This window comes from Kribbella kalugense (assembly GCF_004365875.1).
GTDB lineage: Bacteria > Actinomycetota > Actinomycetes > Propionibacteriales > Kribbellaceae > Kribbella > Kribbella kalugense.
On sequence record NZ_SODF01000001.1, the window covers coordinates 655,272 to 679,819 of the forward strand.

General features: G+C 68.3%; 21 protein-coding genes. 8 read left to right on the top strand and 13 right to left on the bottom strand.

The annotated features are described in order from the left end of the window. A complete protein-coding gene (locus EV650_RS03125) occupies positions 1-759 on the top strand; it encodes a hypothetical protein (RefSeq protein ID WP_134115118.1) in 759 nt (252 codons plus the stop codon). 13 nt (positions 760-772) lie between these two features. Here EV650_RS03125 and EV650_RS03130 read toward each other — a convergent pair whose 3' ends face one another. After that, positions 773-2,503, bottom strand: coding sequence for an L-aspartate oxidase (locus tag EV650_RS03130; protein WP_134115120.1), 1,731 nt, complete (start codon positions 2,501-2,503; stop codon positions 773-775). A 141-nt stretch (positions 2,504-2,644) separates the two neighbouring features. Between EV650_RS03130 and EV650_RS03135 the strand changes: the two genes are divergently transcribed. The 4 genes from EV650_RS03135 to EV650_RS03150 all read left to right on the top strand — a co-directional run bounded on the left by EV650_RS03135 (position 2,645) and on the right by EV650_RS03150 (position 8,206). After that, positions 2,645-3,355: an alpha/beta fold hydrolase gene (locus EV650_RS03135; RefSeq protein ID WP_134115122.1), complete on the top strand. Its 711-nt coding sequence runs from the start codon at positions 2,645-2,647 to the stop codon at positions 3,353-3,355. Between the two features lie 98 nt (positions 3,356-3,453). Continuing rightward, positions 3,454-3,954, top strand: coding sequence for a sigma-70 family RNA polymerase sigma factor (locus EV650_RS03140; RefSeq protein ID WP_134115124.1), 501 nt, complete (start codon positions 3,454-3,456; stop codon positions 3,952-3,954). A gap of 73 nt (positions 3,955-4,027) precedes the next feature. After that, entirely contained in the window at positions 4,028-6,802 is a 2,775-nt protein-coding gene (locus tag EV650_RS03145; RefSeq protein WP_134115126.1) for a helix-turn-helix transcriptional regulator, read from the top strand. 63 nt (positions 6,803-6,865) lie between these two features. Then, the gene (locus tag EV650_RS03150) at positions 6,866-8,206 is read left to right on the top strand and encodes an NAD(P)/FAD-dependent oxidoreductase (protein ID WP_134115128.1); all 1,341 of its coding nucleotides are present in this window, start codon (positions 6,866-6,868) and stop codon (positions 8,204-8,206) included. Here the strand turns inward: EV650_RS03150 and EV650_RS40635 are convergent. The 3 genes from EV650_RS40635 to EV650_RS03160 all read right to left on the bottom strand — a co-directional run bounded on the left by EV650_RS40635 (position 8,184) and on the right by EV650_RS03160 (position 11,554). Further along, on the bottom strand, positions 8,184-8,990 hold the full coding sequence (locus EV650_RS40635) for a peroxidase family protein (protein WP_255512071.1): 807 nt from the start codon (positions 8,988-8,990) through the stop codon (positions 8,184-8,186). The genes EV650_RS03150 and EV650_RS40635 overlap by 23 nt on opposite strands. A 12-nt stretch (positions 8,991-9,002) precedes the next feature. Beyond that, complete coding sequence (locus EV650_RS40640) at positions 9,003-9,524, bottom strand: peroxidase family protein (protein WP_202874345.1); 522 nt, start codon at positions 9,522-9,524, stop codon at positions 9,003-9,005. A gap of 68 nt (positions 9,525-9,592) precedes the next feature. Further along, a complete protein-coding gene (locus EV650_RS03160; RefSeq protein WP_238173998.1) occupies positions 9,593-11,554 on the bottom strand; it encodes a heparinase II/III domain-containing protein in 1,962 nt (653 codons plus the stop codon). Between the two features lie 146 nt (positions 11,555-11,700). Here EV650_RS03160 and EV650_RS03165 point away from each other — a divergent pair, with 146 nt between their 5' ends. Next, a complete protein-coding gene (locus EV650_RS03165) occupies positions 11,701-12,372 on the top strand; it encodes a class I SAM-dependent methyltransferase (RefSeq protein WP_134115130.1) in 672 nt (223 codons plus the stop codon). Here EV650_RS03165 and EV650_RS03170 read toward each other — a convergent pair. From EV650_RS03170 to EV650_RS03210, 9 genes are all read right to left on the bottom strand, one after another. Then, positions 12,308-12,982, bottom strand: a complete 675-nt coding sequence (locus tag EV650_RS03170; RefSeq protein ID WP_134115132.1) for an AraC family transcriptional regulator — start codon at positions 12,980-12,982, stop codon at positions 12,308-12,310. The two genes, EV650_RS03165 and EV650_RS03170, sit on opposite strands and share 65 nt — an antisense overlap. After that, positions 12,970-14,352 carry an MFS transporter gene (locus EV650_RS03175; protein ID WP_166677999.1) on the bottom strand — a complete coding sequence of 461 codons (1,383 nt, stop codon included), beginning with the start codon at positions 14,350-14,352 and terminating at the stop codon, positions 12,970-12,972. Before EV650_RS03175 ends, EV650_RS03170 begins: the two co-directional genes overlap by 13 nt. Before the next feature lie 76 nt (positions 14,353-14,428). Next, positions 14,429-16,084, bottom strand: coding sequence for a glycoside hydrolase family 9 protein (locus EV650_RS03180; protein WP_134115136.1), 1,656 nt, complete (start codon positions 16,082-16,084; stop codon positions 14,429-14,431). Further along, complete coding sequence (locus tag EV650_RS03185; RefSeq protein WP_134115138.1) at positions 16,084-17,118, bottom strand: ABC transporter ATP-binding protein; 1,035 nt, start codon at positions 17,116-17,118, stop codon at positions 16,084-16,086. The genes EV650_RS03180 and EV650_RS03185 overlap by 1 nt, the downstream gene beginning before the upstream one ends. After that, the gene (locus EV650_RS03190) at positions 17,115-18,092 is read right to left on the bottom strand and encodes an ABC transporter ATP-binding protein (RefSeq protein ID WP_238173999.1); all 978 of its coding nucleotides are present in this window, start codon (positions 18,090-18,092) and stop codon (positions 17,115-17,117) included. Before EV650_RS03190 ends, EV650_RS03185 begins: the two co-directional genes overlap by 4 nt. Then, positions 18,073-19,005: an ABC transporter permease gene (locus EV650_RS03195; RefSeq protein ID WP_134115143.1), complete on the bottom strand. Its 933-nt coding sequence runs from the start codon at positions 19,003-19,005 to the stop codon at positions 18,073-18,075. The genes EV650_RS03190 and EV650_RS03195 overlap by 20 nt, the downstream gene beginning before the upstream one ends. Positions 19,006-19,088: 83 nt before the next feature. Next, positions 19,089-20,087 carry an ABC transporter permease gene (locus EV650_RS03200; protein ID WP_134115145.1) on the bottom strand — a complete coding sequence of 333 codons (999 nt, stop codon included), beginning with the start codon at positions 20,085-20,087 and terminating at the stop codon, positions 19,089-19,091. Positions 20,088-20,115: 28 nt separating this feature from the next. Then, positions 20,116-21,825: an ABC transporter substrate-binding protein gene (locus tag EV650_RS03205; protein ID WP_134115147.1), complete on the bottom strand. Its 1,710-nt coding sequence runs from the start codon at positions 21,823-21,825 to the stop codon at positions 20,116-20,118. A 31-nt stretch (positions 21,826-21,856) separates the two neighbouring features. Continuing rightward, the gene (locus EV650_RS03210; RefSeq protein ID WP_202874346.1) at positions 21,857-22,792 is read right to left on the bottom strand and encodes an ROK family protein; all 936 of its coding nucleotides are present in this window, start codon (positions 22,790-22,792) and stop codon (positions 21,857-21,859) included. A 120-nt stretch (positions 22,793-22,912) separates the two neighbouring features. Between EV650_RS03210 and EV650_RS03215 the strand changes: the two genes are divergently transcribed. Together EV650_RS03215 and EV650_RS03220 are read left to right on the top strand one after the other, a co-directional pair. After that, entirely contained in the window at positions 22,913-24,142 is a 1,230-nt protein-coding gene (locus EV650_RS03215; protein ID WP_166678000.1) for an ROK family transcriptional regulator, read from the top strand. A gap of 44 nt (positions 24,143-24,186) precedes the next feature. Beyond that, positions 24,187-24,543, top strand: a complete 357-nt coding sequence (locus EV650_RS03220; RefSeq protein ID WP_134115151.1) for a VOC family protein — start codon at positions 24,187-24,189, stop codon at positions 24,541-24,543. The last annotated feature ends 5 nt before the right edge of the window (positions 24,544-24,548 follow it).

Below are 24,548 nucleotides of genomic sequence, written 5' to 3' on the forward strand. Positions count from 1 at the left end.
ATGAATGCGCTCGGTTGGCTGCTGGACGATCTGTCGTTCCTGCCGCTCTGGGTTCGGCCGTGGACGTTGAGCTTGCTGGTTCTGGCGGCGGTCTGGTTCGTCTTCTTCCGCTCCGGGCCGAAGCGGGTCGCGGTGCTGGGTCTTCGGCTGGTGCTTCTCGCTGGAGTCGTCGTACTGACGGTCCCGCTGGCGGTCGAGTACACGAACACCCGGCGCAGGCGGGAGGCAGGCAAGTCGCCCGGGCAAGTTGGAGCCGCGGTGAGTGAGGTCGCGGAGGCGATCTCCCTCAACCTCGCCGGCGTCGACCGGCGGCTGGCGAAGACGACGTACCCGAACAAGCGCTGGCCGCGCAAGACCATGGCCCTGCTTGCCGGTGCCGGCATTCTGTCGTGGATCGTTTTCGCTGCCTCGCCCGCGTTGGCGGCGCCGACGGCGGTCGGTGGCAAGGCGTACGGCTGGTACCGGGACTTCGAGCAGTGGGCGGGCGGCGGCGCGCGGATCGCCGTACCGGACGAGGAGGCGGTGCCGACCCTGATCGGACGGAAGTCGGACGTCATCCTCAGCACCTCGCCCGCGCATCACGGCGAGATCGCGCAGGTGAGCCCGGTCGGCCAGGAGAAGCGGGCGATTCGGCTCCTGCTCGACCGGAGCGGTAACGCAGTCATTCATCTGACCAGGGCGAACAGCGCCACGTACGTTCGTGGTGACGTCTACCTGATCCAGGCGAAAGACCTGCGCGTACTCGTCCGCCTTCAGTGACTGGCCTGTCACCTCATTCGACGAGTTTGCCGGTGGTGGTGACTTGGCGCATTAGGGGGCGGAGGTTGGTTGGGATTAGTGGGATCGGTTCGGGTTTGAGGTCGGCGGGGCCGGACCAGACGAAGTTCACCTGGAGCGATTCGTCGAGGTCGGGATAGTCGGAGCGGTTGTGGCAGCCGCGCGTCTCCCGTCGTGCCAGGGCTGCGTCGAGGGTTGCGCGGGCGGCCATCGCCGATGCCTTCAGGTCGAAGGCGTGGGCCAGGTCCTGGAAGCCGGCGATGTCCGGGTGGACGCCCACCTGCGTCATCCGCTGCTCGACCTCGGCCAGCTCCGACAGTCCGGCGTTCAGACCGTCCTCATCGCGTACGACGCCGGCGCGGGCGGTCATCGTGTCGCGTAGGGCGCGTTGCAGGGCGCGGACGTTCTCTGGGCCGTCATTCGTCAGCAGGTGGTCGATCTCGGCCCGCGCTTCCGCCACCGCGTCGGCCGAGCGAAGCTGCGCCTGCCGGCCGATCGAGTACTTCGCGGCTTCCTCGGCGACGATCCGGCCGAACACCAGCAGCTCGATCAGTGAGTTGCCGCCGAGCCGGTTCGCGCCGTGCAGTCCGCTGGCGGCCTCGCCGATCGCCCACAGCCCGTCGACGCCGGTGCTGTGGTCCTCGGGCCGGACCCAGACGCCGCCCATCGAGTAGTGCGCGGTCGGGGCGATCTCGATCGGCTGCTTGGTGATGTCGAGCATCTGCAGCTCGAGCAGCGTCTGGTACACGCGGGGGAGTCGCCGCATGATCGTGTCCCGGGGGAGGTGCGAGACGTCCAGCCAGACGCCGCCGTTCGGGGTGCCGCGGCCTTCCTTGATCTCGGTGTACTCCGCGAGCGCGACGCGGTCCCGCGTCGACAGCTCCATCCGCTCGGCGTCGTACCGGGTCATGAACCGTTCGCCGAGTGCGTTGCGCAGCTGACCGCCCTCGCCGCGGGCCGCCTCGGAGACGAGCGTGCCGGCCGCGTTCTCCGGCTCGATCAGCCCGGACGGGTGGAACTGGACAAGCTCGGGATCGCGCAGCTTCCCGCCCGCCAGCACGGCGAGACGGAACGCGTCACCGGTGTTCTCGTCGCGGCGGGACGACGTACGGCGCCAGATCCGGGTGTGGCCGCCCGCGGCCAGGATCACCGCGTCGGCGTGGATGACATAGCGCCGCCCGGTGGTCAGGTCGAACCCGTACGCGCCGAAGACGGTGTTGTCCTTCACCAGGATCCGCGTGACGTAGACCGTGTCCAGGATCGGTACGCCGAGCTGGACCGCGCGGTTGATCAGCGTGCGCTGGATCTCGAGCCCGGTGTAGTCGCCGGCGAACGCCGTACGGCGGTAGGTGTGCGCGCCGAAGAACCGCTGCGAGATCCGGCCGTCGGCCTCGCGGGCGAACGGCATGCCCCAGCGCTCCAGGTCCTCGATCCCACGGGCGGCGCCTTCGGCGACAATCTGGACCGTGATCGGATTCGCGAGCAGGTAGCTCTCCTGCAGCGTGTCGGCGGCGTGCTGCTGCCAGGTGTCCTCGGGGTCCATCGTGGCCAGCGCCGCGTTGATGCCGCCGGCGGCCAGCGAGGTGTGCGCGTCGGATCGCGGACGCTTGCCGAGGGCAAGGACCTCGACGCCCTGCTCGGCCAGCTCGATCGCGGCGCGCAGGCCGGCACCACCGGTTCCGATCACCAGGACGGAGGTGGCGATCTGCTGTTCGGTGATGCTCATCGGTTCTCCCTCGCGTTCGGTGCTCTCACTAACCAGGACAACGCAGGGTGCCGATCTGTGACTGTCTCGCCGGTCACAATCCCGCTGTCTGTTCGGTCTCTTCAGGTAACCCGAGAGAAGTGCCGAAAGAAGGGAAGTCCCATGAGCGAGAATCCGGTCGTCGTCCTGGTGCACGGTGCGTTCGCCGAGTCGGCCAGCTGGAACGGCGTCGTCGAGCGGCTGCGAGCGCGCTCGATCGAAGTCGTCGCGGCGCCGAACCAGCTGCGCAGCCTGGAAGGCGACGCACAGTACGTCCGCGACGTGATCGCCGGCATCGGCAAGCCTGTCGTGCTGGTCGCCCATTCGTACGGCGGCATGGTGATCACCGAGGCCGCGGCGGACAACGACGCGGTCCAGGCGCTGGTCTACGTCTGTGCCTTCGCGCCCGACCAGGACGAGAGCGCGTTCGCGCTGTCCGCCAAGTTCCCGGGCAGCACGCTCGCGGACGCATTGAACGCGTACCCGGTCAGCACCGGCGGCAACGACCTCGCCATCCGGGCGGACGTGTTCCATCAGCAGTTCTGCGCGGACGTATCGGCGGAGCAGGCCGCATTGATGGCCGCGACGCAGCGCCCGGCGACAGAGGCCGCGCTGACCGGTGGCCTGCGCACCGCAACCCCGGCGTGGCAGTCGATCCCGTCCTGGTTCGTGTTCAGCGACCAGGACCTGAACATCCCGGTGGCTCTGCATCGCTTCATGGCCGAGCGGGCCGGCGCGAAGGACACCCGTGAGATCGCGGGTGCGTCGCATGCCCTGAGCGTGTCCCAGCCCGAGGCGGTGACCGCCACGATCCTCGACGCACTGGGTGCCTGAGGCCACGGACCACGGACTCGACCACGAGGTTCCAGGGCGCGATGAGGGGCTGCCTACGGCGACGCTGAGACAGCCCCCCAGCGCAAGGAGTCCGGATCATGAGTACGGCGGGATTGGACGAGTTCCTCCAGGCACGGCCACGGCTGTTCCGGATCGCCGGTCGGATCGTAGGCAATCCGCACGAGGCGGAGGAGCTCGTCCAGGACGTCTGGGTGCGCTGGCAGGCCACCGACCGGTCGGTGGTCGCGGACCCGCAGGCATTCCTGGCGACGACGGTGTCGCGGCTCGCGATCAACGTGGTGCAGTCGGCCCGGCGACGGCACGAGACGGCGATCGGCTCGTGGCTCCCGGACGAGCGGGTCGTGAGTGCAGACGATCCGCATCAGTACGCCGAGAACCAGGAAGCGTTCGCGGTCGCCGTACGGCTGTTGAAGGAGCGGTTGTCGCCGGCCGAGCGCGCGACGTACGTACTGCGGGAAGGGTTCGACTACCCGTACCGGCAGATTGCCGAGACGCTCCGGATCCCGGCGCCGAACGCCCGGAAGCTGGTCGAACGGGCCCGCTACCGGCTGGCTGACCTGGCCCAGGAAGCGGTCTGATCCGGAGTTTCGGCACCTGATGGTCCTGTACCCGCCCGGTCGTTCGCCTTAGCCTCTGTTGAGGGGGTGAGCGATGGCGAACGATGGGTTCGACAACCTCGCGCCGGAGCTACGTGGGCGCCGGGCGGAGTCCGCACGGCTGGACCAGGTCGTGGCCGGAGTCCGCTCCGGCACGGGCCAGGTGCTCATCGTCCGCGGCGACGCCGGGATCGGGAAGTCGGCCCTGCTCGAGTACCTGGTCGGCCGCGCCGAGGGGTGCCGGGTCGTCCGCGCGTCCGGAGTCGAATCCGAGATGGAGCTGCCGTTCGCGGGTCTCCACCAGTTGTGTCTGCCGTTGCTCGACCGCAGCGACCGTCTGCCAGGCCCGCAGCGCGAGGCGCTGGAGGTCGCGTTCGGACTGAGTGCGGGCGGGCCGCCGGATCGCTTCCTGATCGGCGCGGCCACGCTGAGCCTGCTCTCGGCGGCATCCGATCGCAAGCCCCTGCTGTGCGTCATCGACGACGCGCAATGGCTGGACCAGGCATCGGTCCAGACCCTGACCTTCGTCGGCCGCCGGCTGTTCGCGGACCGCATCGGCCTGGTCTTCTCGCTGCGCGAGCCGGTAATCGGGCCGGAGTGGAGCGGCTTCCGCGAACTGCCGGTCGTTGGTCTGTCCGACGAGTACGCCGGCGCGCTGCTCGACGCCGTCGTACCCGGTCGGCTGGACGAACATGTGCGAGACCGGATCGTCGCGGAGACGCGCGGCAACCCGCTCGCGCTGATGGAGCTGCCGCGGGGCATGAGCGCTGCCCAGTTGGCCGGCGGGTTCGAGCGACCCGATGCCCGTCCGCTGGCGAGTCAGATCGAGCAGAACTTCGCCCGGCGGGTGCAGACGCTGCCCGCGGACACGCAGCGCTTGCTGCTGACCGCGGCGGCCGAACCGGTTGGCGACGTACCGCTGCTGGTCCGTGCCCTGACTCTCCTCGGGGTTCCGATGAGTACGGCGGCGCCGGCCGAGGCCGCGGGGTTGATCGATATCGCGGCCCGGGTCCGCTTCCGGCATCCGCTGGTTCGCTCTGCGACGTACCGGGCCGCCGACCCGGCCGATCGACGGATGGTTCATCAGGCGCTGGCCGAGGCGATCGACCCCGGCGTCGATCCGGACCGCCGCGCCTGGCACCAGGCTCAGGGGGCGGACGGTCCGGACGAGGATGTCGCCACCGAGCTGGTCAGCTCCGCCGGCCGGGCCCAGCAGCGCGGTGGAATGGCCGCGGCGGCGGCCTTCCTCCAGCGCGCGACCGAGCTGACGCCGGACCCGGGCATGCGGGCAGCCCGGGCGCTGGCCGCGGCCGGGGCCACCCTGCAGGCGGGTGCATTCGAGACCGCGCTGCGTCTGCTGGTCATGGCCGGCGATGGCCAGGGTGACGACCTTCATCACGCGCGAGTGGACCTTCTGCGGGCACAGATCACTTTCGCTTCAGGCCACGGGCTGGAGTCCGGGCCGATGCTCCTCGGCGTGGCCCATCGCCTCGAACCGCTGGATCTCGAACTCGCCCGCGACACCTACCTGCAGGCGCTGGTGGCGGCGCAGTACGCCGGACGGTTCGGCGCCACCTCGGGACCGGGCGGGATCAGCGCGCTGACCAGCGCCTCACAGCTAGCCCGAGCGGCTCCGACCACCGTTCGGCACCGCAAGCACGACGTACTGCTGGACGGCGTCGCAGTGCTGTTCTCGGACGGGTATCCCGCGGTCGTGCCGCTGGCCCGGGAGGCGGTCCGGTTGTACTCCTCGCCGGACGGGACGAGCGATCTGGACGATCTACGGTGGCTCTTCCATGCGGAGCTGATGGCGGTCGATCTCTGGGACGACGAGGGCTGGGACGCGCTGGCCACCCGCCACCTGGGGATCGCTCGGGGACTCGGTGACCTGAACGAGCTCCTGCTCGCGCTGCACCACCGCGTGCACCTCGACCTCTTCTCCGGCGAGCTCGCCTCGGCCGCGGCGCTGCTCGCGGAGGCCAAGAACATCAAGGACGCGACGGGCACGGACCTGGCGCCGTACGGCGAAATGGGGCTGGCGGCTTGGCGGGGGCGCGAGGCGGCGGCCACGATGCTGATCGCCGCCGGCATCGAGGACGCGACCACCCGCGGCGAAGGCGGTGGGCTGACGACCTGCCACGTCGCGAACTCGATTCTCTTCAACGGCCTGGCCAGGTATGACGAAGCGCTGGCGGCCGCCCGGCTGGCGACCGCTTATCCGGCCGAGTACGGCGTGGCGAACTGGGCGCTGCCCGAGCTGGTCGAGGCGGCCGTGCGCAGTGGCCACCCCGAGCAGGCGACCGAGAGGTTCGAGCTGTTCGAGCAGATCGCGACGTCGGCCGGCACCGATTGGGGGATGGGACTGCTCGCCACGGCGCGCGGCCTGCTGGCTCACGGGCGCGCGGCGGAATCGGCGTACCAGGAGGCGATCGAGCGGCTCAGCCGGACGCGGATGCGGATGCACCTCGCGCGGGCGCAGCTGGCGTACGGCGAGTGGTTGCGACGGGAAGGACGACGGCAGGACGCCCGCGGGCAGCTGCGGGCGGCGTACAAACTGTTCACTGAAGCCGGCGCCGGTGCGTTCGCCGAGCGGGCCGGGCGGGAGTTGGCCGCGGCCGGTGAGGTGCTGGACGAGCGCCGGGCGGACCACAGCTCCGGCCGGGAGTCGCTGACGGCGCAGGAGGCGCACATCGCCGAGTTGGCCGGGGCCGGGCTGACCAATGCGGAGATCGGGGCGCAGATGTTCCTCAGTCAGCACACGGTGGAGTGGCATCTGCGCAAGGTCTTCGCCAAGCTTGGGATCGCGTCGCGGAAGCAGCTCCGCCCCTGAGGTCGTCACATCCGGCGCGTGCGAGTTGTCTTACCTGATAGAGGCTACGGACGGAGAGTTCTGGTGCGCAGGATCTTGGTGGTGGGCGGCGGGTATGCGGGGTTTTACACGGCGTGGCGGTTGGAGAAGAAGTTGCGGCGGGGTGAGGCCGAGGTGGTGCTGGTCGACCCGCGGCCGTACATGACGTACCAGCCGTTCCTGCCCGAGGTGGTCGCCGGGTCCGTCGAGGCTCGGCACGCGGCGGTGTCGCTGCGGCGCAACCTGCGGCGGACGAAGGTCGTGTCCGGGATGGTCGTCAACATCGCGCATGCCGACCGGACGGTGACGATCCGGCCGGCGCAGGGGCCGGACTACACGATGACGTACGACGTGATCGCGGTGACCGCTGGCGCGGTGACGCGGACCTTCGACGTACCGGGTGTGGCCGATCGGGCCATCGGGATGAAGCACGTCGAGGAGGCGGTCGCGATCCGGGACCGGCTGTTCACCGCGTTCGACGAGGCGGCCGGGCTGGAGCCGGGACAGTTGCGGCGGAAGCTGCTGACGGTCACGTTCGTCGGCGGCGGGTTCTCCGGGGTCGAGGGGTTCGCCGAGCTGCTGTCGTCGGCGCGGGCCCTGCTGAAGAAGTACCCAGAGCTGTCCGAGAGCGATCTCGCGTTCCACCTGGTCGAGGCGACGCCCCGGATCCTGCCCGAGGTCAGCGACAAGCCGGGCGAGTGGGTGGTGAACCTGCTCGAGAAGCGCGGCGCACAGGTGCATCTGAATACGACGATGAAGTCGGCCGACGACGGGCACGTGGTCCTGTCGGACGGGTCGGAGTTCGACTCGGAGCTGATCGTTTGGACGGCGGGCAACGCCGCGACCCGGCTGCTGCAGAACCACAGCGACCTGCCGCACAACCAACGCGGGATGGTCCAGGTGCGTGCCGATCTGCGGATCGGGACCGACGCCGAGGTGATCGAGGACGCGTGGGCGGCCGGTGACGACGCGGCCGTTCCCGACCTCACGTCCTCGATCCCAGGCGCTTACACGGTGCCGAACGCGCAGAACGCCGTACGGCAAGGGAAGTTGCTGGCGAAGAACTTGCTGCGGTCGCTACGTGGGCGAGAGCCGAAGAAGTACGAGCACCACAGCCTCGGGGTGATCGCGACGCTCGGCCTCGGGTCCGGCATCTTCCAGTACAAGCGCCTCGTCATCAAGGGTGTGCTCGCCTGGCTGATGCACCGCGGGTACCACGTCCTTGCGGTCCCGACGTGGGACCGCAAGGTGCGGGTGCTCGCGATCTGGCTGGCGGCGTTCTTCTACGGCCGCGACATCGTCTCGCTGGCCTCGGTCCAGAGTCCGCGCGAGGCGTTCGAGGCCGAGGCCAAGGCGCGGTCGCTCAGTGCGAGCCGGCCGGGATGAGCAGGTCGGTCAGGCCGAACGTGTCACCGGCGGCGGGCAGCGTCGGCTGCCAATCCGGCTCGACGCTCAGGTAGCTGGCCGGGTCGGCCCGCAGCAGCCCGATCAGTACTTCAGCCACGATCCGCCCGCCGACCGGCCCGAGCCGGTCGCCGTCGGCAAGGTACTCGGACTCCTTGAGGATGTAGAACCACAGCGGCGTACCGCCAGGCCAGGTCTCTTCGGTCAGCGGCGGTACGTCGAGCAGTTTGGCGACCTCCTCGCCACTGGGCAGACCGGTCGTGTCGCCGCGCAGCAGGTCGCGAACGGCCAGCGACCGGTACGCCGTCTCGTCGACTGCGCCGGTGATCCGCTCAGGCAGCCCGATCAGGCTCGCAGCGAGCCGGCCGTCGAGTCGCTTCGCACGTTGGGCCGGCGGCCGGCCTGGTACGTCGAAGATCTGCGCCAGATCGAGCCGGTGGTCCTCGGGCAGTGGGCCGAAACCGACCAGATCAGGGAAGAGCGGGAGCTCCGGGCCGCCGTCGACCAGGTGGTAGGCGTGCCGGATCTGACCGTGCCCGTAGCGGTACGCCGCGTCCGCGTACTCCAGCGGAATGAACGCCTGCATCGGCTCCGGGGCGAACCACTTCCCGCCGTCCTCGAGCACCTCGTCGACGAGCGGACGCCCGACGAGACGCGGCAGGAAGTCGTGGACCACGACCCACTGGTGGTGCCAGGTCAGCGTCGTCCGCGCCTGCTCGAAGACGTCTGCCTCGGCCACGCCGCTCGCGCGCAGGTGGTCGACGATCCGGTTGTGCGCCTACAGCAACGCCACATGCAGACTCAACGAGAAGATGTGCACGTCGTTGCGCGGATCGCCGATCAGCGCAACACCTTGCGGGTTCCGCGGTACGTCATACCCATCCGGGCTGAGCAGGAACTTGGCGGCATCGTCGAGGTCGAACATGTACGGCGAGCCGACCGGTCCGTCGGCGTACAGCATCTCGAGGTTGAGCCGGGGCGAACGCGCGTTCCGCAGCGCGTCGGTCTCGACGCCGCCCATCAACGGCGATCGATCCGCCGTCGTGTCGTGCGCCAGCAACTGCCCGAAGAACGGCCAGCCGGCCGCCTGCACCGCGTCATCCCCGCCGGCGCCGAGATCCAGCTCGGCCGCGGCATCACAGATCCCGCCGTCCCCACCGGCCCGCATCAACACGTGCGGATCCGTCCCGAGCGGCTCCAGCCGCGGAAACATCCGCCCGTACCGCGCGCCACCAGTCGGACGATCCACACTGCGTGACGGACTGAGGCAGTGGTCGCGCGCTGCCGGATGCGTAGTCATTCCCAGCCTCCCGAAGATTCGACTTCACAGAGGAAGACAGGCCAAGCATGCCGGATGTGACCGACAGTTCAGTTGATCCGGGTGAGGCGGCCGTCGGGGAGGACGCGGACGGTGGTTTTGCGGGCGCCGACGGTGAGGTCGACGAAGAACATCGAGCCGATGGTCCGGGTCTTGTAAGTGACTGTTTCGGAGGAGCCGGCCGGGACGATCGCGGACAGGATGGTCGCGTCCGTGCCGTTGCGGTTGAACTTGACCACGGGTGCGGACTGCCGGTGGAAGATGTCCGGGTAGTACCAGCCTTGCACCGGATCCTGCTGGCCCTGGACCACGGTGATGCCGTCGGACGGCGGCGTTTGCTGGTAGGGGATCTGCAGCAGGTACGTCTTCGACTTGTCGCCGGGTTTGGCGGCGATGGCCGTGGTGGGCGACTGGACCGTGACCTTCTGATCCGGTGCGAGGTGCCAGAGCGTTTCGTACCGCTGGCTGGTCGGCGACTGCCCGCGATCCAGCGTGATGATCAGATCGGGATCCTTCAGCACCAGTACGTCGCGCTTCCGGGTCACGTCCGGTGCCGGCGAGTCGGCCAGCGAGTACGACTCCCAGGTCGGCGTGATCGCCGCCCGTACCAGCTGGGTCTGCACGGACGCCGTCGTCGCCGACGGGATCGTCATCACGTTGTGCGCGGCCGCGCTCTTGGACCAGGCCTGCCACTTGTCGAGCTGATAGCCGGAGTGACCCGGGTCGATCAGGATGTCCCGGCCGTGCGACGAATAGGTGATCGACATGTGGTCGTCGTGACCGTGCAGTGTGCGGGCGGGACCGTACCGGATGCTGTACGTCGACTCCTGCGTGAACGGCCGCGTCTCACCCCACCCGGTCCGCCCGAAGATGTACCCGGCGTCGAACACCGCGGCCCGCTTCTTCGGCTTGGTCCCGTGCTTCCCGAGCGAGGCGACGTAGTCCAGTGAGGTCCCGGCCGCGCCGGTCGGCTTCTGCCGGACCGCGTCACCGACCTGCTGCAGCTCGCCAGTCGACTTGGTCGCGAGCGCCAACCACTCGGACAGCGCGGCCCGCCGCTGGGAGATCACCTTCCCGGGATCGGATCCGCAGCGCTGCAAGGCCGTAGTCGCCCGACCCCACAGCAGATAGTTGAACATCCCGTACCCGACCGACTGCTCGTTCGTCGAACCCTGCGGGTCGATCGCGGTCGTAATGGCCTGCGTCAGCCGCTCGACGGCCAGCTGCTTCAGCTCCGGTTTCTTCAAGGTGCAGCCGACCCCGAACAACGCGATGCTCTCGTCCGTACCGTGGTTCGACGACCCGCTCCAGTTCACGATCATGAACTGCGCATGGTCGATCAACGCCTTGTCCAGCCAGGCGTACTGCGATGGCAGCGAGCTGACATGCATCCCGGTGAGCACGGCCTGGCGGGCGCACAGCAGCACGTTGGTCCGGTGCATGGTCGCTTCCCACGCACCGATATCGCTCTTCCAGCTGTACGGGTTGTCCTGCACCCAGTCGTGGATGATCGCCATCGTGTGCGCCAGCACCTTGCGGTCACCGCGCTGCCCGGCCTCGATGCCGTTCCCCAGCCAGCGCAACGAATGCAGCCACATGTACCAACTCGGCTTGTGGTACGGGTCGGAGCGCCAGTTGATGTCGCCCTTACCGTCGCCGACCTTGTACGGCGGATCGTCGCCCCAGGAGAACGTGTCGTTCATCAGCATCGACACCGGCACCGCGATGCCGCTGAACCCGGGGCACTCGTACGTCCCGGTGTTGGCGACCGGCGTCGCCGGCGGGGGAGTGGCCGGGGTGTCCACGCCCGGGAGCGGCTCGTCGGTCGAATCCGGGAGGCTGGGCTTCGGGCTGGGCGTACTGGGTTTCGGCTTGCTCGGCGTGGGCGAACCGCTCGCGACGACCGGCGTACCGCGGTCGCGAGCACCGGGCATCAGCACGAAGACCGCGCCGGCGAAGGCCACCCCACAGACCAGTACGCAGGCAAGTGTCAGCGCGACGGTCGTGCCCAACCGCCTCTTCCGCTGCGCCGCCACTCGTTCCCCCCACCCGGCTCTGTAGAAGCAGAACGCTCCGACCCGTCCAATTCGTTGCGTCCGGCCCTCGAATGAGCGAATTCTTCAAGATCCAGCATGCCCGTCCCAGGAAAGCTACCGGCATGACCGAAAGAGCGTTCACACCGGCCCTGGGACGGTTCCTTCCCACGAGGTACTACGACATTGTCGCCTCTCTGGTCCGCGAGCGACTGTGGCGCGGCCTGGTCGTCCGCGAGGCGGCTCCAGCGCCCGGCGACCTGATCGTCGACGTCGGCTGTGGAACCGGATCCCTCGCTCTACTGCTGCACCAGGCCGAGCCCGCGGCGTGGGTGATCGGCGTCGACCCGGATCCCGCCGTCCTGGCGAGGGCGAAACGCAAGGCCGGACTCGCTGGAGTCGAGTTTCGAACCGGGCTGGGCGACGAACTGGCCGACGTCGTCGGTTCGGAGATCGCGGATGTCGCGGTGTCGAGTCTGGTCCTGCACCAGTGCCCGCTGCCGGTCAAGCGGGCGATCCTTGCCGCGATGTACGACGTACTCCGGCCTGGCGGGCGCCTTGTCATCGCGGACTACGGACTGCAGCGCACGCGGGCGATGCGGCTCGCGTTCCGGATCGTGCAGTTGGCGGACGGTTTTCAGGACACCCGGCCGAACGCGGACGGGATCCTGCCGTCGCTGATCGCCGAAGCCGGGTTTCGAGATGTCCGCGAGGTCGAGGTCGTGCCGACGATCACCGGCTCGATCTCGGTGCTGACGGCGTACCGCGGAGCGCTGGGAGGACCTCTGTCGGCGTGAGCCCGATCATCTCGCGCATCCATCGGGTCAGATGGGCCTGATCGGCGAAGCCGGCCGTCACGGCGGCATCGGCGAGCGACTGCCCAGCGGCGAGCGCCTCGGCAGCCCGGCGCAGCCGCGTCCAGATCCGCCACCGCGAGAGCGGCATCCCGAGCGCCTCGCGGGCGACCGAGCGCAGGCGTTGCGGCGAGATCCCGACCCGTGCGGCGAGCTCGGGCATCGACAGCTGCCACTCGGTCAGCGTCAGTTCCATCGCCTCGACCAGGCGCGGATCGAACCCGCCCGACGCCCGCGTCGCCGCCGGGCCGAGATCCTCCTCGCGCAACCCGCGGAGTGCGTCCGCCACCGTGATCCCGTCGTACTCGCGCAGCCGGTCGGCGAACGCGCACTGCGGCTCGATGAAGTACGTCTGTACGTCGTCCGACGGGAGCAGCCGGTGCCAGGTCATCGGGGGCACGACGAGCGCCGTACCGCGGTGGCACACGTCATCGTCGTCGACCATCGCGACGTCCGAGCCGATCGCGAGCTGGAACGCGGCGTGCCGGTGCCTCGAGCCGCCGGCCACGGGACCGCGGTAGGACGCGTAGCCGTCGCGGATCACGAATCGCATGCGGCCGAGGGTACGGGCACCGGAGTACGGCGGCCGATGGCGGCGAGGGCGGTTACGCACAGGCCGACGATGCTCGCCGCTGCGGCGACGATCGTGCAGGTGATGAAGCCGGTGGTCAGGTTGTGGGCGGTGCCGAGGAGTGGGCCGAAGGTCGCGACGCCGATCGCTCCGCCGATCTGGCGGGACGTGTTGAACGCGGCCGAGGCGGCGCCGTGCAGGTCAGGTTCGACGGCGGCGATGGACTGCGCGGTCATGGTCGGGACGAGCAGCCCGGAGCTGAAGCCGATCGGAACTAGGGCGACCACCATCGGCCAGACGGCGGACGACGTACTGGCCCAGGCGAGTCCGAGTAGTGCGATCGTCAGGATGGCCTGGCCGATGCCGAGTACGGCCGGTCGGCCGAGGCGGCGGGTGAGCGGTGCCGAGCAGAGATTGGCAATCGAGATCAAACCTGTCAGCGGTAGGAACAGCAGGCCGGTGACCAGCGGACTGAGACCACGGCCCTGCTGCAGCAACAGGCTCATCGTGAACAGCACGCCGTAGAAGGCGAAGTTGAGCAGCGTGCCCTGTGCGGCGGCGGCCGCGAAACCGGGATCGGCGTACAGCTTGGGTGGTAGGAGCGGTGCTCGGACGGACCGCTCGATCCAGACGAAGGCGACCAGGCCGGCGACTGTTAGCGCTGTCGCACTGAGTACAGCGGGGTCGAGCCAGCCGCGCGTTGGTGCTTCGATCAGCGCGAAGACCAGGCCGCCGATGAACGCGGTCGCGGTCAGCATGCCGGCCCAGTCGAGTCGTCGGGCTCGGCGTACAACTGCCGGCATCGAGCGGAGAGCCCAGATTGCGGCCGGGATGCCGATGACCACGTTGACTGCGAAGACCGCCCGCCAGTTCGCGAGGGCGACCAGGCCGCCGCCGAGGAGCGGGCCGGCTGCCATCCCGGCGCCGCCGGCCGCGGCCCACCAGCTGACCAGGCGGTGCCGGGTGTGTTCGTCGGTCGCGGACGCAGTCGCGAGGATGAGCGCGCTGGGGAGGAGCAGGGCGGAGCCGGCGCCCTGGACGAGGCGGGCGAGGTTGAGCATCAGCATCGAGCCGGCCGCCGCGCAGACCGCTGAGGATGCTGTGAACACGACGAGTCCGGTCAGGAACGCTCGCTTCGCGCCGAGGGTGTCCGCGATCGCCCCGGCGCCGAGCATCAGCGCGGCGAACGAGAGCGTGTACGCGTTGAGGGACCACTCGAGCTCGGCCCGGGATGCGTGCAGGTGAGTGGCGAGCTGGGCGAGGGTGACGTTCACGATCGTGCTGTCGACGAACACCATGAACGAGGCGATCAAGGCGAGGGTGACAACGGACCGGCGGTGCTCTAGGGGCATGCCAACCACCCTACGACATTGTTCGACGCAGGTCGAACAGTATCCCATTGGGCAGGGGATGGTAAGCCGACGGTGGTTACGGGGCGGAGGCGGTGGCTAGGAGGTACCAGGCGGTGTGGGGGATCCATTGTTCGGCCCAGCGCCAGTGGTCGGATTCGGGGGCGTCTGGTGGGAGGAAGGCGATGTCTTGCTCGTTCGTCCAGCCTCCGGTGATGCCGTTGATGATGCCGCCGGGGAGGTTCGGGTAGTCGGAGTGGTAGTCGACGTTGTTGCGGCCGCGGCCTTGGAGCATGCAGACGTCGTACGGGTTGCGGCCGAGGATCCAGGCGAGTTGGTCGGCGGCGAAGGTCTTCAGTCTGTGCTTGTCCGCGTCGGGTACGTCCGGGAGGTGTGCGCAGGCGCTGGCTGCCGCGGAGAGGGAGGCGATGGCGGCGTTCTCGCCTTGCCACCAGTAGCCGGTTTCGTTCTCGTGCGGGAAGAAGAAGCCGGCGGGTGAGCGTGGGTAGCCGAACGGGTTGGGTACGGCTGCGGTGCGGTCCAGTACGTCGAGCATTGCCCGTACGGCGGTCGTCCGGGCGATGCTCGCCTGCCGACTGGTCGGGAACACCTCGGCGAACCGCAGCAACGCGAGGATCGGCAGCCCCGGCTCAACCGCGTGCACGAACGGACGCCCGTCCTCGTCGGCCCGAAACCATCCGGGCCCATCGCCAGGGGACACATACCGCGAGACCAACGACGAAGCCCTCCGCCAAGCAGCGTTTGCCGCCACCCGCACACCCTCTGCGTCATCCGCCGTGCGGAGGGCGGCGGTTAGTTCGGTGGCGGCTAGGAGGGCGCAGTAGTCGTCGATGATGGATTCGGTGTGGTCGAAGAGGTATTCGCGGTTGTGTTGTTCGAGGTGGGTGAAGGCTTCGGACGCCGCAGCCAGGTAAGTGCTGCGCGGGTAGTCGCCATCAGCATCCGTGGTCGAGGCCCGAGCCAGCGCAGCGATCGCCAGGCCGCCGCCGTGACGGTAGGCGGACTGATACCGAGCCGTACGCACGGAGTTCTGCAGCGGCGCCGTGATCACACGTTCATCCAGCTGCTTCGTCAGCGCGTCGAAGATGCCGGTATAGAAGTAACCCTCAGGGGAGCGGAACCGGACCAGAAAGTCAGCCCCGAACAGCGCCTCGTCACGCAATCGCGACCCCAACAGCCGAACCAGCGCAGGATGCCAAGCGCTGATCTGATCCCGCGCCGCGAGCATCGCCCAAGCACGCAACGGGATCTGCTGCGGACTCATCGTCGACGTATACGTCAGATGCGACAAGAACTTGCTCGTGTCCCCACTAGCGTCCAACCACCCGCCCCGCGCGTCCACAGTCGTACCAGACTCGTCACCCCACAACCGAGCAGCCCGGTCCTTGCGATCGATCTCACCACTCGACCGCATCGCCTTGAAATACGCCAGTACGTCGGACATCGTCTGCCGCTGCACCCGATCCGGCTCGACCACGAACGGCTCGGACTCCACCGAGCCGACCCGCACGACGTACGTCCCGGGAGACAGCTCGTCCGGCAGGACAACCCGCGCGCAGGACCCGATCGACCACCCCGGCACAGACTCGACCGGCCCCAGCTCAAGGGTGACAGCCCCGACCAGTTCCGCCGTCAACTGTCCGTCGACCCCGAGGACGACAACCGAACGTCCCACCCCGGTCCCGTAGCCGAGGTGGGAGGTCAGGATCTGCATCAGCCGGCGACGCCCGCGTCCGCTTCGGCCACATGGCAAGCGGCCTCGTGGTTCTCGCCGAGGCGGCGGAGGACCGGCGTCTCCACGTGGCACCGATCGATCGCCAGCGGGCAACGCCACCGGAACCGGCACCCAGGAGTCGGGTCGACCACCTTCGGCGGTTCGCCGGTGTCGCCTTCGATGCCGAGGCTCAACGGCGCCCGCGGATCCGGCACGGCGCCGAGCAGCAGGTCCGTGTACGGGTGCTTCGGGTTCGCCAGCACCGACTCGGCCGGACCGGTCTCGACGATGTGACCGGCGTACATGATCATCAGCCGGTCGGCGACGTACCGGGCGCTGGCGATGTCGTGGGTGATGTAGAGGAACGAGACGCCGGCCGAGCTGCGCAGTTCGGCCATCAGGTTCAGCAGGCCGATCCGGATCGACACGTCCAGCATCGACACCGGTTCGTCCGCCAGGATCAGCTTCGGCTTGTGCGCGAGTGCCTGGGCGAACCCGATTCGTTGCCGTTGGCCACCACTCAGTTCGTACGGGTACCGGTCCATGATGTCGCCGGCCGGTGTCAGTCCGACCGCCTCGATCACCTGTGCGGCTTCGTCCTGCCGCTGCTGCCGGGTGAGCTCGGGCCGGTGCAGCTTCAAGCTCCGCAGTACGCCGTGTGAGACCCGGAACGCCGGGTTGAGCGAGCTGAACGGATCCTGGAACACCATCGGTACGTCGCCCCGGTAGGACAGCTGGTCCTTGCGGGACTTGAACGACGACATCGGCCGGCCCTGGTAGAAGATCTCGCCGCCGGTCGGCTTGTACACGCCCGCGAGCAGCCGTGCGATCGTGCTCTTCCCGCTGCCGCTCTCACCGGCCAGCGCGACGATCTCCTGCCGGCCGATCGAGAAGCTCACGTTGTCGACGGCATGCAACTGCTGCTTCGAGAAGAACCCCCGCCCGACCCGGAAATGCCGGCTCAGATCCCTGGCCTCGATCACCGGCGTCGCGGCCGATTCGGTCACGCCGGGTTCAACATCTACCGATGTCATGAGACCTCCTTGGCCGACTCGATCGACGGGGCGTGCAGGAGGCAGCGGGACTGGACGGCGCCGACCTGGTAGAGCTCCGGTTCGATCTTCGGGCAGTCTTCGAACGCCTTCGGGCAGCGCGGCTGGAACCGGCAGCCCGGCGGCGGGGAGGCCAGGTTGGGCGGGGCGCCGGGTATGCCGGTCAGCGGCACCTTCGGTCCGCGGATCGATGGGAACGCGTCCAGCAGACCCTCGCTGTACGGGTGCTCCGGGTGGTCGAAAACCGCGCGGGTGTCGCCGAACTCGACCACCTGACCGGCGTACATCACCACGAGTTTGTCGGAGAAGTGGCTGACCAGCGACATGTCGTGGGTGACGAAGATGACCGCGAACCCGAGCTTGCGCTGCAGTTCCTTGATCTGCACCATCAGCGACCGCTGCGCGACCACGTCGAGCGCGGACGTCGGCTCGTCCATGATGATCAGGTCCGGCGTGAACAGCAGCGCCATCGCGATCATCGCCCGCTGCCGCATCCCGCCGCTGAGCTGGTGCGGGTAGCTCTTCAGGTGGATCGGGTCGATGCCGACCAGCCGCAGTACCTCGGCCGGGCGGTTGTCGTCGACCACCTCGTCGTGGGCCATGATCGTGTCCTGGAACTGCGCGCCGATGCTCTTCACCGGGTTCAGCGCGTTCATCGCGCTCTGCATCACCACCGAGAAGTCACGCCAGCGCAGCGCGGCCAGCTTCTTCTCGCTCATCGTGACCAGGTTCTGGCCGAGGAACTTCACGCTGCCGCCGGTGATCGCGGCCGGCGAGCTCAGCAGTTGCGCGATCGCGAACAGCAGCGTCGACTTTCCGCAGCCCGACTCGCCGACGATGCCGACGAACTCACCGGCCTGTACGTCGAGATCCACATGGTCGACCGCGACGACCGGGTGTTCCCCGGTGTCGTAGGAGACGGTGAGATCACGGACCTCAAGAAGCTGATCGGGCACGACGCCTCCGAACCGGCCGTAGCGCGGGGTTGCTGATCTCGTCGAACGCATAGTTGAGCAGGGCAAAGGAAACACCGAGCAGCGCGACCGCCAGACCCGGCGACAGCGCCCACGCGGGCAGGCCGTTCACCAGGGCGCCCTGGTTCTGCGCCCAGTAGAGCATCGTGCCCCAGCTCAGCGAGTTGGGATCGCCGAGGCCGAGGAACTGCAGTCCGGCGGCGGTGAGCACGGAGTACAAAGCGGCGCCGAGGAAGTTCGCGACGATCAGCGAGGTCATCGTCGGCAGCACTTCGACCACGATGATGTACGACGATCGCTCGCCCCGGACCCGGGCCGACTCGAGGAAGTCCCGGTTCCGCAGCGACAACGCCTGCGCCCGCATCTGTCTGGCCCCGTACGACCAGCCGGTCAGGATCAGCACGATGATGATCACGGTCAGGTTGCCCTTGCCGGCGTACGTCGCCAGCACGATGATCAGCGGGAACGTCGGGAGCACCAGGAAGACGTCGGTCAGCATCGACAACCCGTCGTCGGCGAACCCTCCCAGATAGGCGGCCGAGACGCCGATGATCACCGACAGGATCGTCGCGCCCAGACCGGCGACGATCGCGATCACGAGCGACTCACGGGTGCTGTAGACGAGTTCGGCGTACACGTCCTGGCCGAGGCCGGTCGTGCCGAGCCAGTGTGCGCCGGACGGTTTCGCCAGCGGGGTGTCGCCGATCGCGCGGGGATCGCCGTGCAGCCAGGGCACGAACAGATGCGGGAACGCGGCGAGCAGGATGAACAGCAGCAGCAGGGCCGCACCGACCATGGCCTTGCGGTTGTGTAGAACGGCTCGGAACAAGCCACCACGCGGACGACGGGTTGCCGCGGTAGTCGGGGCGGCAGTCCCGGCAACGATCGCACTCATCGGCGTCCTCGCTTCGCTCCGGGCGCCGATGAGCGCGGGGCGCTGTGCTTGATGATGACCTCGCTACGCTCGCTCATGGTCGGCTATCCCTTCGTCCGGGCTCGGGGGTCGAGCAGGAACACCGCGAAGTCGCAGAGCAGGACACAGATCAGCACCGCCAGTGTCACCAGCAGGAAGAGGGCCTGTAGCAACGGATAGTCGGTGCTCACGGTGGCGTTGTAGAACATGTAACCCAGGCCGGGGTAGTTGAACACGTACTCGACCAGGATCGTGCCGGAGATGACGAAGCCGAGGGACATCGCGAACCCGGACAGGTTCGGCAGGAACGCGTTCCGGCCGGCGTACCCGAACATGATCCGCCGGCTCGGGATGCCCTTGGCCCGGGCCATCCGGACGTAGTCCTCGGCCAGCGTCGTGACCATGTTGTTCCGCATGGTCAGGATCCAGCCGCCGACCGCGGTGATCAGAATCGTGCCGGCCGGCAGGATGCCGTGCTTGAGCACGCTGAGAATGAACTCGCCGTTGAAGCCCGGCGTCAGTCCTTGGTCGTAGTTGAAGTCGTTCGGCAGGATCGGATGGTCGCCGATCGCGAACAGCGAGATGAACAGCAGCGCCACCCAGAAGTACGGCAGCGCCGACGTGACGATGAAGACCGGCGGCAGGATCCCGTCGATCAGCCCGCCCCGCCGCCAGCCGGCGACCGTGCCGATCAGCGTGCCGATCGCGAACGCCAGGACGGTCGCGATGCCGACCAGGCCGAGCGTCCACGGCAGCGCGTCGCCGATCAGCGTGGTCACCGGGACGCCGAGGCTGCTGCCGATCGACACGCCCCAGTGCCCGGTGACCATCGCCTTCAGGTACTCGAGGTACTGCAGCACGATGTTCTTGTCCGGCTCGAAGCCGAACTCGGCCAGCACGGTCCGCAACTGGTCCGCCGTGACCACCGAACCGCCCTTGCTGAGCCGCTCCCGCAAAGCCTCCTCGGGACTGCCGGGCATCAGCCGTGGGATGAAGAAGTTCAGGGTCATCGCGGCCCAGAGCGTGAGCACGAAGAACCCGAGACGTCGTAGCAGGTACCTCACAAACAGCTCCTCGTGCTCACGCCGGACGTTACTTCTGGGCCGACTTCGAGTACAGGTTCGCCAGCACCTGTCCGGCGTCCGGGATGTTGTACGGCGCCGGCTGGGCGTACGGGTTGTCCTGCGTCGGCCAGCCCTCGATGTCCTTGGTGTTGTACTGGTACCAGTCGACCGACTCGGTGGTCGGGATGAGCGGCACGTCCTTGATCATGTACGACGAGATCTGCTTGACCAGCTTGATCTGGGTGTCCGGATCCGCGCTGGCGTACTGGTCGAACAGCTTGTCCACGTCCGGGTTGCTGTACCGCGAGTAGTTGCTGTTGGCCTGCTTGCCGATCGGCGCGGTGTTCTTCGAGTACAGCAGCTGCCGCAGCTCGTAGTACGGCGTGGGGCCGCCGGACAGGCTGGAGTAGGCGAGGTCGTAGTCACCGGTGTAGAGCTTCTGGTTGTACGACTGCTGCTGCAGGTCCTGGATGCTCAGCTCGACGCCGACCTTGGCGAGTTGCTGCTTCACGACCGCGAGCGACGCGTCCCAGTCGGTATAGCCGGTGACCGTGATGACGCTGAGCTTGAGCGGGTTCGACTCCGAGTACCCGGCGCCCTGCAGGAGCTGCTTCGCCTTGTCGAGGTTCGGCTTGTCGTACCCGGCAGCGGCCAGGGCGTCCTTGTCGAAGTACTTGTCGAAGGTCGGGGTGACGACGCCGGTCTGGTTCGCGGCCGGCTGGTAGCCGCTCTCACCGATCTTCGAGATCTGCTCCCGGTCGAGCGCGTACGCCAGTGCCTGCCGGACCGCCAGTTTGCTGGTCGCCGGGCGGGACGGGTCGTTGTTCGGCACGAGTGCCACGTTCGCGGTCGGCGGGAACCAGTAGTTGTTCTGCGGCGACTTCGACTTGTAGAAGTTGTCGATGTTCGGGATGTACTGACCGCCCCACTGTGCCTTGCCGCTGGCGAGGTCGAGGTTGGCCGGGTTGTTGTCCAGGTACGCCGGGTACTGGACCTTCTGGATGTACGGCTTGCCCGGCTGCCAGTAGCTGCCGTTGGCGGCGTACGAGATGTTGTTGCTGGTGCAGGACTCGACCGTGTACGGCCCGGTGCCGACCGGCTTCGGGTCCGCCCAGGTGGCCGGCTTGGAGGCCGCCTCACCGGTCGACCAGATGTGCTTCGGCACGATGTTGACCTGGTTGGCGAAGTTGAAGAAGTACGGCTCGGCCGCGCCCTTGAACTTCAGCGTGACCTTGTTGCCGGCCGCGGTGACACTGGTCAGCCCCGCGCCGGTCCACAGCGCGTAGATGTCCAGAGCGGGCTGCTGCTTCATCAGGTTGAACGTGTAGACCACGTCGTCGGCGCTGAACGGCTGCCCATCGCTCCACTTCACGCCGTCGCGGATGGTGAAGACGATCGAGTCCTTCTTCGGCGACCAGGCGAAGTCGGTGGCCAGCATCGGCGTGGTAGCGCCGGCCTTCAGCACGTTGACGAACGTCAGCGGCTCGTAGACGAACCCGCCCGCGACGCCGTTGACGGACGGGTTGAACGGGTTGAACTGACACGGCCAGGTCTGCCCGCCGACGTTGGCGATGGTGACCGTGCCGCCCTTCTTGTACTGCCCCCCACCGTTGCTCGACGAGGACGACGGGTTACCCGCCGACGACGTACTCCCGATCGGCTTGTCCCCACCGCCGCACCCGGCGGTCAGCGCGCTGACCGCCACCACGGCGACGGCGATACGTTTGATGCCCCTCATCGACTTTGCCTTTCGCTACTGGGAATCCTGTTCATGCGAACGCCTCCGTGCCGAGAACAACGCCCGCCGCCTCGACGCCTAGGGCGAGTGCCCCGATCAGCGGTGCCTCCGTTGGAAACCGGGCCACTGACAGCTCCGGTGGAAAAGGGACGGCTGCGTCGAGGGCGCGGCGCAGACCGGCTTCGATCTGGTCCCAGGAACGCACCAGTCCACCGCCGACGACGATCCGGACCGGATCGACCGCGATGGCCAGGTTGGCGAGATGCATCGCCAGTTCCCGGACGAACTCGTCGGTGAGGACGGCGGCGTCCGGCTGGGTCCGCGCCATCGTGAAGACGTCGGCGGCCGTGACCGGCTGCCCGAGCCGGGCGGACCCGGTGGTCTCGAGCGCCTGACCGCTGACGACGTGCTCCAGGATCGTGCGCTCGTCCATGTCGACGTACACGTCGCCGGCCGAGCGCAGGTTGTAGCCGATCTCGCCGGACGCGCCGTGCGCGCCGGTGATCACGGTGCCGCCGGCAACGATCGCGATCGCGAGACCGGTGCCGAGATTGACGTACAGCCCGGGGTCGCAGTCGGCGAGCGCCCCCCAGCGGAGCTCGGCCGCCGCGGCCGCTTTCACATCGGTTGCCAGCCGCACGGGTACGCCGGGAAACGCGTCGCGGACCAGTTGCCCGAAGGGAAGCTCGTCCCAGCCCGGAAAGGTCGGTGCCAGCTCGACGTGATCGTCGTACGGGATGCCGAGGGTGGCGGCGCCGACGCCGGCGAGCTCCTGGCCGGGTGCGACCTCGGCGAGCAGGTCGTGGGCAGCGGCCAGGCCGCGAGCCAGCGACTGCTCTGCGCCACCCGACTCGGCGCGGCTGTCGATGGTGGTCCCGCCCAGGCGGCGGCCGGACAAGTCGCCGACGGCAACGGCGATCTTCGTGCCGCCGAAGTCGAGCCCGAGCACGACCGGTGTCGGAATCACGGGGTGGCACCTCCTCGCCTGGACCAATAGAATCGATTGGAAACTAACTTAACAATCACCGTGACCACAAGGGCTAACTCGCACTTGTTGGCCGAGTTGTTAGCGAGCGAGGGGGGCGGCGTGACAGTTGTGACCGGAGGCGTTGCCGGCGGTGTTGGTGACGGGGTTGGTGGTGCCTCGGCAGCCCGTCCGCAGCTGATCCGTGAGATCAACGAGCGCGTGCTGCTCGACCACATCAGGCGGTCCGGACCGATATCCCGCACCGAGCTCGCCGGTCTGACCGGATTGTCGAAGCCGACGGTGTCGGCCGCGCTGAGCTCGTTGGAGCGATCCGGTCTTGTCCACGTGACCGGCCAGCGCACCGGCGTACCAGGTCCGGCTGCGAGTCTGTACGAAGTACGTCCGGAGGCGGGGTATGTACTCGGGCTCGATGTCGGGCGAGAGTTTCTGCGCGGCGCGATCTCGGATCTCAGCGGGAGCGTTCGCGCGCGGTTGAGTGTGCGGACCAAGGCGGGTGACGCGATGGCCCGCATTCAGGAGCTGGCGGACCTGGCTGTCACGCTGGCGACCGAGGCGGGTATTCAACTGACCCAGCTCACCCAGACCGTGCTCGGTAGTCCTGGTGTCTACGACCCGCGGCTCGATGCGCTGACTCTGACCGGCCGCCTGTCCGGATGGGACTCACCTGCGACGCTGGCGGCACTGCGCGATCGCTTCGGGTCGTCACTGATGATCGAGAACGACATCGATGCGGCGGCGATCGCCGAGCGGGTGCACGGACATGGCCGGAACGTCGACAGCTTCGCCTTCGTTTCGGTCGGCACCGGTATCGGCATGGGTCTCGTTCTGGACGGGAAGCTCCGGCACGGATCGCACGGCGTCGCGGGCGAGATCGGCTACTTGCCGTTCACCGAAGGTAGCGGCAGCGATCCGCGGGATGCCCGTAAACGCGGCGGATTCGATGCGTCGGCGTCGGCGGCGGCAGTGGTCCGCGCGGCCCGGCGGGCCGGCGTTCGCGGTACGTCGACCGCCGAGAAAGTGTTCGCAGCCGCCGCCCGTGGTGACGTCGTCGCAGCCGCGGTCGTCGCCGAGGAAGCACTCCTCGTGGCCAAGGCGGTCTGCACAGTGATCACCGTGGTCGACCCCGACCTGATCGTGCTGGGCGGCGGTATCGGACAAGCACCCGGCTTCCTGGAGGCCGTGGTCAAGCAACTTCGCCAAATGGCCCCGGTCCTGCCCGACGTGAAGGCCAGCGTCCTCGGCACCGAAACCGTCGTAGCCGGCTGCCTCGCCGCAGGCCTCGATCGGTCGTGGCAGAGTCTTGTCGGCCGCACCGCAAACTCGGTGTAACAACCGGACGCAAACCGTCCGGAATGGTCAGTAGGGTGCGTTGCATGATCGCTATGTATCCGAGTTTCGTGATGGATTGTCCCGACGCCGGGGCCCTGGGTCAGTTCTACGGAGAGATCCTGGGCTGGAAGGTGGAGGCCCGCGACGGGTGGGCCGACATCAAGCCTGAGGACGGGAGCAACTGCATCTCGTTCCAGCAGGTGGCCGATTACAAGGCGCCGAGCTGGCCGACTCAGGACGTTCCGCAGCAGCTGCATCTCGACGTGATGGTCCGGGACCTGGACGAGGCGGAGCCCGAGGTGCTGAAGCTGGGCGCGACCAAGCCCGAGCATCAGCCGGGTACGTCGTTCCGCGTCTTCCTCGACCCGGCCGGGCACCCGTTCTGCCTTTGCACCGGCTGAGCGCC